Genomic DNA, 6,557 nt, shown 5'->3' with positions numbered 1-6,557 from the left:
CCGACCTCGTCGCCCAGCACTGGAACAACTGACACAGCACGATCTGACCGCTGGCCGGCACCCTGACACGGGTGCCGGCCAGCGGCGTCTTCGCCGCCAATCTTGGACAGTTACCGTCAACCGCGAACGGAAACTGTCCAAGATCTCCAATCTCCAGTGCGCCGGCGGGCCGGGGTTTGCGCGTCACGCCGGCCCGAGTGCGTCTCGCCCCGCGTGGCGTACCCCGACCGCGACCCGTGCGCTGGTAGGCGACCTGAGCGGCACCGTGGGCGAACAGGTCCCCCCGGCAGCGACCAGCGGCACCGTCGGTGAACAGGTCGCCCCCCGGCGGCGACCTGAGCGGCCCCGTGGGCGGACAGGTCGTCCCAGGCACCCTGTCGGCGAACAGGTCACCCGGCGACGCGTCGGGAAACAGGTCGCCGGCGGGCGCCCACTGCGGGTGCTGGACCGGGGACGGGTGGCGGGTGTGGATCTGGTTTTGAGGGGTGGGAATGCGTGGGGGTGTGGGTAGGTTGTGTGGAGTGTCGGTGTGTCCTGTGTCCCCGGGCCTCACTTGATAATTGCCGTCGCGGACTACCGTTCGGCTGGAGCCGCGTTCGTGCCACTCGCCGCGAGGCGACCTGCACACCGACACCCCAGCGTCGCCCCCGGCCACCAGGCCGGGGGCGACGCTGTCTACGCACCACCCGTCAACCCGCAGCCTGCCCGCCCCGCCACATCTCCGACCGCCGCGCCGCGCCGCGCACCGCCGGGCCCCGCTCGCCGCACCGCAACGCGCTCGGGTGTGAAGTCGGGGTCTCCCCGGGTCGCGGGAGCATGCCGGCTGGCTTATGTTCTTGGGGTCGACGTCGACCCTGGGGAGGGAGGTTCGCGGATGGGTCTGCGTACCTTCATCGAGGGCTGGCCGGTCTACCGGCAGCTCACCGGCACCGACCCGTTGGGTCGGGGTGCCGCCGCCCAGTCGGCTCGGTCGGCGGAGTTGACGGCGCGTACCGAGACCGCGGATTCGACGGCGCGGTCGGTGTGCCCCTACTGCGCGGTGGGCTGTGGTCAGCGGGTGTTCGTCAAGGACGGGCAGGTCAGTCAGATCGAGGGGGATCCGGACAGTCCGATCTCCCGTGGTCGGCTCTGTCCGAAGGGCGCCGCGAGCAAGAGTCTGGTGACCAGTCCGTTGCGCCAGACGAAGGTCCGCTACCGGCGGCCGTTCTCGACGCAGTGGGAGGATCTCGAGCTCGACACCGCCGTCGACATGATCGCCGACCGGATCCTCGCCGCCCGCGAGCAGACCTGGGAGGATGTCGACAGCGAGGGACGGCCACTCAACCGGACACTGGGGATCTCCAGTCTGGGTGGGGCGACGCTGGACAACGAGGAGAACTACCTCATCAAGAAGTTGTTCACCGCGATGGGCGCGTTGCAGATCGAGAACCAGGCGCGTATTTGACACTCCGCCACCGTCCCCGGTCTGGGGGCCAGCTTCGGTCGTGGCGGTGCGACGGACTTCCAGCAGGACATCGCCAACGCTGACGTCATCGTCATCCAGGGTTCGAACATGGCCGAGGCGCACCCGGTCGGGTTCCAGTGGGTGATGGAGGCCAAACGGCGCGGCGCCAAGGTGTTCCATGTCGACCCACGCTTCACCCGGACCAGCGCGGTGGCCGATGCGTACCTGCCGATCCGGGCGGGCAGCGACATCGCTCTGCTGGGTGGGGTGGTCCGCTACATCCTGGAGAACGAGCTGGACTTCCGGGAGTACGTGCTCTCCTACACGAACGCCGCCACGATCGTCAGCGAGCAGTTCACCGACACCGAGGACGGCGACGGCTTCTTCTCCGGGTTCGACCCGGCGACCGGCAGCTACGTGCAGGACAGCTGGCAGTACGAGGGGCACGAGGGCTCGTCCGGCAGCGGGCACACCGCCAAGGAGCGGGACACCGCCGCCGGCCTGCGGCACGAATCGCACGGCGCGGAGGTGGGCGGGCAGACCCGGCGGGACGAGACGTTGCAGCATCCGCGCTGTGTCTACCAGATCCTGAAGCGGCACTTCGCCCGCTACACCCCGGAGATGGTGGAGCGGGTCTGCGGTATTCCGCAGGAGAAGTTCCTGGAGCTGGCCGAGGCCTGGACGCGGAATTCGGGCCGGGAGCGCACCGGCATGCTGATCTACTCGGTGGGCTGGACGCAGCACAGCGTGGGCGTGCAGTACATCCGCACGGGCGCGATCATCCAGCTGCTGCTCGGGAACATGGGGCGCCCGGGCGGGGGAGTGATGGCGCTGCGCGGGCACGCCAGCATCCAGGGATCGACGGACATCCCGACGCTGTTCAACCTGCTGCCGGGCTATCTGCCGATGCCGCACCACGCCGACCACCCGACCTTCGACGAGTGGGTCGACAGCATCCGGCACCCGGGTCAGAAGGGCTTCTGGGGTAACGCAGGATCGTTCGCCGCCAGCCTGCTCAAGGCGTACTGGGGGGACGCGGCGACGGCCGAGAACGACTACTGCTACGGCTACATGCCCCGCATGACCGGTGATCACGGCACCTACCAGCAGGTGCTCGACATGATCGACGGAAAGATCAAGGGCTACTTCCTGCTCGGTCAGAACCCGGCCGTCGGTTCGGCGCACGGCCGTGCTCAGCGGCTGGGCATGGCGAACCTGGACTGGTTGGTGGTCCGCGACCTGTTCATGATCGAGAGCGCGACGTTCTGGCAGAACGGCCCCGAGGTGGCCACCGGTGAGATCGTGCCCGAAGAGTGCCGGACGGAGGTGTTCTTCCTGCCCGCGGCCTCGCATGTGGAGAAGGAGGGCACCTTCACGCAGACCCAGCGGCTGCTGCAGTGGCGGGAGAAGGCCGTCGAGCCACCGGGCGACGCCCGCTCCGAGCTGTGGTTCTTCTACCACCTGGGCCGGAAGCTGCGGGAGAAGCTGGCCGGCTCGGCGCTGCCCCGCGACCGGGCCCTGCTCGACCTCACCTGGGACTACCCCACGCACGGCCCGCTCGCCGAGCCGAGCGCCGAGTCGGTGCTGCGCGAGATCAACGGGTACGACGTGGCGACCGGCCGTCCACTGTCCACGTTCGCCGAGGCCCGCGCGGACGGCTCCACCGCGATCGGCTGCTGGATCTACACCGGGGTGTATGCCGACGGTGTGAACCAGGCGGCCCGGCGCAAGTCCCGCCACGAACAGGACTGGGTGGCTGCCGAGTGGGGTTGGGCCTGGCCGGCGAACCGGCGGATCCTCTACAACCGTGCCTCCGCCGACCCGGACGGCAGGCCGTGGAGCGAGCGCAAGAAGTTCGTCTGGTGGGATCCGGAGAAGCGCGAGTGGACCGGCTACGACGTGCCGGACTTCGAGAAGACCAAGCCACCGTCGTACCGGCCTCCGGCGGGCGCGTCCGGCACGGAGGGCATCGCCGGTGACGACCCGTTCATCATGCAGGGCGACGGAAAGGGCTGGCTCTACGCGCCGAGCGGCGTCCTGGACGGGCCGCTGCCGACGCACTACGAGCCGGCGGAGTCGCCGGTGCGTAACCCGCTCTACCGGCAGCAGGCCAACCCGACCCGCAAGGTGTATCCGCATCCGGCGAACTCGGTGAACCCGAGCCCGCCGGAGGAGCACAGTCAGGTCTTCCCGTACGTCTTCAGCGTCAGCCGGCTGACCGAGCACCACACGGCCGGAGGGATGAGCCGCACCGTGCGGCCGCTGGCGGAGTTGCAGCCGGAGATGTTCGTGGAGGTGTCGCCGGAGTTGGCCGCCGAGGTGGGGTTGGACCACCTGGGTTGGGCGCACCTGGTCAGCGGCCGGGCGGTGATCGAGGCGAAGGTGCTGGTCACCGACCGGCTCACCCCGCTGCGGGTGGAGGGCCGGATCATCCACCAGATCTGGCTGCCCTACCACTTCGGCTACCAGGGCCTGGTCACCGGCGACTCGGCCAACGACCTGTTCGGCATCACCCTGGACCCGAACGTGCTGATCCAGGAGAGCAAGGTCGGCACCTGCGATGTGCGGCCGGGCCGCCGTCCCACCGGGCCGGCCCTGCTCGACCTGGTGGCCGAGTATCAGCGCCGGGCCGGCATCACGCCGGGCCGGAACGTCCCGGTGGTCACCAGCGACATCGACGGGGAGGGGCGCGATGATTCCTGACCCGAACAGCCTGTACGGGCCGTTGGACCCGGCGCCGGACGCCGGTTGGACGTCCGCGCCCCCGCGGATGGGGTTCTTCACCGACACCAGCGTCTGCATCGGCTGCAAGGCGTGTGAGGTGGCCTGCAAGGAGTGGAACGGGGTACCCGGCTCCGGTCTGGACCTGCTGGGCATGTCCTACGACAACACCGGCGCGTTGACCGCGAACTCGTGGCGGCACGTGGCGTTCATCGAGCAGCCCCGCCCAGCCGGGCACCGCAGCCCGCCGTTCGCGGGGACGCCGACCGGGGAGCCGGTCAGCGCGGCGTCGGCCGCCCTCGCGGCCGGCACCGGCAACCGGACCGGCACGGACCCGGGGTTGCCGACGGGCGCACCGTCGGCCGCCGCCCGGATGGCCGGCGGGCCGGTCGACGTGCTCGGCAACCCGGTCGCCGCCGGCGAGCGGCCGGGCCACGTTGGACCGGCGCCCGGCGAGGCTGGCCAGGTGCCGGGCGACGCTGGACCGGTGCCGGACGAGGCCGGCCAGGCGCCGCAGTTCCTGGGGATGCCGGGGGCGCAGCCGCCGGGTCGGGGTACCGGTGTGGAGGGGCGTAGCGATTTTCGCTGGTTGATGATGTCGGATGTGTGTAAGCACTGCACGCATGCGGCTTGTTTGGATGTGTGTCCGACGGGTTCGTTGTTCCGGACGGAGTTCGGGACGGTGGTGGTGCAGGAGGACATCTGTAATGGGTGTGGTTACTGCATTTCGGCGTGTCCGTACGGGGTGATTGATCAGCGTAAGGATGATGGTCGGGCGTGGAAGTGCACGCTGTGCTACGACCGGCTCGGCGCGGGCATGACGCCGGCGTGTGCGCAGGCGTGCCCCACCGAGTCGATCCAGTACGGACCTCTCGACGAGCTGCGGGAGCGTGCCACGACGCGGGTCGCGACCCTGCACGAGCGCGGAGTGCCCGAGGCGCGGCTGTACGGGCACGACCCGAACGATGGTGTGGGTGGTGACGGGGCGTTCTTCCTGTTGTTGGATGAGCCGGAGGTGTACGGCCTGCCCCCGGATCCGGTCGTGACCACCCGTGATCTGCCGAAGATGTGGAAACGCGCCGGCCTGGCCGCTCTCGCCATGGCGGCGGCCGCCGTGGTCGCCTTCGTCGGAGGTTCCTCGTGAGTGCCGACCCCTCGCCGGTCGGCGACCGGTTCCGCCGGTTCCGGGAACGCCTCGACGCCGACCTGACCGCCCCCGGCGCCGATCCCGCGTCGGGCGACCACCCAGCTGAACCGCCGGCCGGGCCGGCCGGTACGCCGGCCAACGAGCTCAGCGTCGGCCGTGACGCGCCCGATCCGGCACCCAGGCCGGATCGGACGGCGGGGCGCGGTGGACGGCGCCGCGGCCGTCGCGGGGGCGGCGAGGAGCTGCGAGTTCCCGAGGCCGAGTTCACGTCCTACTACGGCCGGCCGATCCTGAAGGCGCCGGTGTGGAAGTGGGACATCGCCGCGTACCTCTTCACCGGCGGGCTCGCGGCCGGTTCGTCGCTGCTCGCCGCGGGCGGACAGCTCACCGGCCGGCCGGCGCTGCGCCGGGCCGGCCGGGTCACCGCGCTCGCCGCGGTCAGCGCCAGCGCCGTCTTCCTGATCAAGGACCTGGGCCGGCCGGCGCGGTTCCACCACATGCTGCGGGTGGCGAAGCCGACCTCGCCGATGTCGGTGGGCACCTGGATCCTCACCGCCTACGGGCCGGTCGCCGGCCTGGCCGCGATCACCGAGGCCGCGCCCTGGCTGCCCGAGCGCGGACTGCCCGGCGTCGCACGCCGGCTGCTGCCGCCGTTGGGGCACGCGGCCGGGCTGGCCGCCGCGGTCACCGCGCCGGCGCTGGCCACGTACACCGGGGTCCTGCTCGCGGACACCGCCGTGCCGTCCTGGCATGAGGCGTACCCCGAACTGCCGACCATCTTCGCGGGCAGCGCGCTGGCCAGCGGCGCCGGGGTCGGGCTGATCGCCGCGCCGCCCGGCCAGGCGGGCCCGGCCCGGCGGATGGCGGTGGCCGGCGCGGCCCTGGAGCTCACCGGCGCGCATCGGGTGGAGACCCGACTCGGTCTGCTCAGCGAGCCCTACCGCACCGGCCGGCCGGGCCGAATGCTGCGGCTGGGCCGCACGCTCACCGCGGCCGGGGTGGCCGGCGCGCTGATCGGCCGGCGCAGCCGGGTGCTCTCCGCGATCTCCGGCGCCGCTCTGCTCGCCGCCTCGGTGGCCACCCGGTTCGGCGTCTTCTACGCCGGCGTCGCCTCGGCCCGCGATCCGAAGTACACGGTGGTGCCGCAGCGGGAGCGGGCGGACCGCCGGGACGCGACCACCGACTGACCGCGGGGTCCGAGAGGTTTCCGACCTCCCCGCGCGGACGCCGCGGCGCTGTGGTCAA

The 6,557-nt window shown here is 71.4% G+C and carries 3 protein-coding genes; all 3 read left to right on the top strand.

Annotation, left to right across the window (positions count from 1 at the left end; translation table 11 throughout):
* Positions 1 to 874 precede the first annotated feature (874 nt).
* The 3 genes from fdh to nrfD are packed head-to-tail and all read left to right on the top strand — an operon-like array spanning position 875 to position 6,499.
* A complete protein-coding gene (gene fdh / locus AB0C04_RS25315; protein WP_357058711.1) occupies positions 875 to 4,147 on the top strand; it encodes a formate dehydrogenase in 3,273 nt (1,090 codons plus the stop codon).
* Positions 4,140 to 5,309: a 4Fe-4S dicluster domain-containing protein gene (locus AB0C04_RS25310; protein ID WP_357058745.1), complete on the top strand. Its 1,170-nt coding sequence runs from the start codon at positions 4,140 to 4,142 to the stop codon at positions 5,307 to 5,309. The genes fdh and AB0C04_RS25310 overlap by 8 nt, the downstream gene beginning before the upstream one ends.
* Positions 5,306 to 6,499 carry an NrfD/PsrC family molybdoenzyme membrane anchor subunit gene (nrfD, locus tag AB0C04_RS25305; protein ID WP_357058709.1) on the top strand — a complete coding sequence of 398 codons (1,194 nt, stop codon included), beginning with the start codon at positions 5,306 to 5,308 and terminating at the stop codon, positions 6,497 to 6,499. The genes AB0C04_RS25310 and nrfD overlap by 4 nt, the downstream gene beginning before the upstream one ends.
* Positions 6,500 to 6,557 lie beyond the last annotated feature (58 nt).

It is taken from the genome of Micromonospora sp. NPDC048909, from assembly GCF_040649635.1.
Classification (GTDB): domain Bacteria; phylum Actinomycetota; class Actinomycetes; order Mycobacteriales; family Micromonosporaceae; genus Micromonospora.
This window is presented reverse-complemented; position numbering and strand designations above follow the sequence as displayed.